2 pseudogenes are annotated in these 1,690 nt (G+C 65.6%); both read left to right on the top strand.

Going from position 1 to position 1,690, the window contains the following annotated elements:
• A pseudogene (locus JCM9942_RS15260) lies at positions 1-305 on the top strand (anti-sigma factor); the annotation flags it as partial.
• A 126-nt stretch (positions 306-431) separates the two neighbouring features.
• A pseudogene (locus tag JCM9942_RS15255) lies at positions 432-1,690 on the top strand (Do family serine endopeptidase); the annotation flags it as partial.

The following is a 1,690-nucleotide window of genomic DNA, read 5'->3' as shown; positions in this document are numbered from 1 at the left end:
CACGTGCCAGTGCGGTGCGCATGGCCGAGCCGCCGCAGCGGGCGATCGCCGCGGCACCGTCGCTGCCGGCAGTGACACCGATCTCACCGGTGCTGCGTCAGGATCCGTTCGGCAGCAGCGCCAACACCTTGCAAGCACGGCCTTGGCCGCGTTCTTCGGTGGCGCCATCGCTGGGGCAGGGAGCGCTCAATGCCAGCTTCCCCGCGCAGCAGGAACGGAGTGGAACGTTCTACCCGTTCGAGCCGCGGCTGCCCGAACAAGGGGCCGATACGGCCGAATTGCGCCGATTGTTGCCGCGCCAATGAGGGCGGGTTTGCGGCCGCGACCATCGCTGCCGCTGGCCGCTCAGAGGTCTTGCCGGCGTGCCGTCGCAGGCGCGCTGTGATCAGATGTTTCTTGCCGCTTTGACTGAATCGGAGACTCGCATTTTTATGACCCCTCATATTCCTACCAAGGTGTTCGGCCTGTTGGCGATGACTTTGCCGCTGGTGGCCTGTGCGCAGAGTCCGGCTCCGGTCGCGCCCACAGAACAGGTGGCGGCAGCCCGCAACTCAGCCCCTGCGCCGCAGATTGTCAGTGGCCTGCCTGATTTCACCCAGCTGGTCGACCAGGTCGGGCCGGGTGTGGTCAACGTGGAAACCGTGATCGGCGCGCGACGCAACCCGCGGATGGCTGGCTCAGGTCCGGACATGGAGCAGATGCCGGAGTTCTTCCGCCGCTTCTTCGGTCCGGACTTCCAGATGCCGGGGCCGCAGGGTCCGGACAACGGGCCGCGCGGGCGCAGCATGGGCTCGGGGTTCATCATTTCCAACGACGGCTATGTGCTGACCAACCACCACGTCATCGATGGCGCCGAGTCGGTCAAGGTCAAGCTCAGTGATCGCCGCGAATTCACCGCCAAGGTGGTCGGCAGCGACGCCCAGTACGATGTGGCGCTGCTGAAGATCGAAGGCAAGAGCCTGCCGACGGTGCGCGTGGGCGATTCCAACACGCTCAAGCCGGGCCAGTGGGTGCTGGCAATCGGCTCGCCGTTTGGCCTGGACCATTCGGTCACCGCCGGCATCGTCAGTGCCTGGGGCGCAATACCGGTGGCCAGGAACAGCGCTATGTGCCATTCATCCAGACCGACGTGGCGATCAACCAGGGCAACTCCGGCGGCCCGTTGCTGAATACGCGTGGCGAAGTGGTCGGGATCAATTCGCAGATTTTCTCCGCCTCGGGCGGCTATATGGGCATCAGCTTCGCGATTCCCATCGATCTGGCGATGAACGCGGTGGAGCAGATCAAGAAGACCGGCAAAGTCAGTCGTGGCCAGCTGGGCGTGATAGTGGGTGAAGTGACCAGCGATATCGCGCAGGGCTTCAAGCTGCCTGACAGCCGGGGTGCGCTGGTCAACCAGATGGTGCCCGACAGCGCAGCGGCCAAGGCCGGCATCGAGGTGGGTGATGTGATCCGTTCGGTCAATGGCACCGAGATCAACACCTCCTCCGAGCTGCCGCCGCTGATTGGCGCGATGCCGCCGGGCAGCAAGGTGCGCATGGGCATCCTGCGTGATGGCAAGCCACGGGAGATCACCGTGACCCTGACCGAGCTGGCCGAGGATGCACAGCGTGCCGCCACGACTCCGGGCAGTGCCGACGAGGGCAAGCCGCAGGCCGGCGCCAACGCCCTGCTGGGGCTGGAAGTGGCG

Origin of the sequence: Stenotrophomonas pictorum JCM 9942 (genome assembly GCF_001310775.1) — a bacterium.
Taxonomy (GTDB): domain Bacteria; phylum Pseudomonadota; class Gammaproteobacteria; order Xanthomonadales; family Xanthomonadaceae; genus Stenotrophomonas; species Stenotrophomonas pictorum.
The sequence above is the reverse complement of the archived record's forward strand: the minus strand, read 5'-3'. Positions and strand labels throughout refer to the sequence as shown.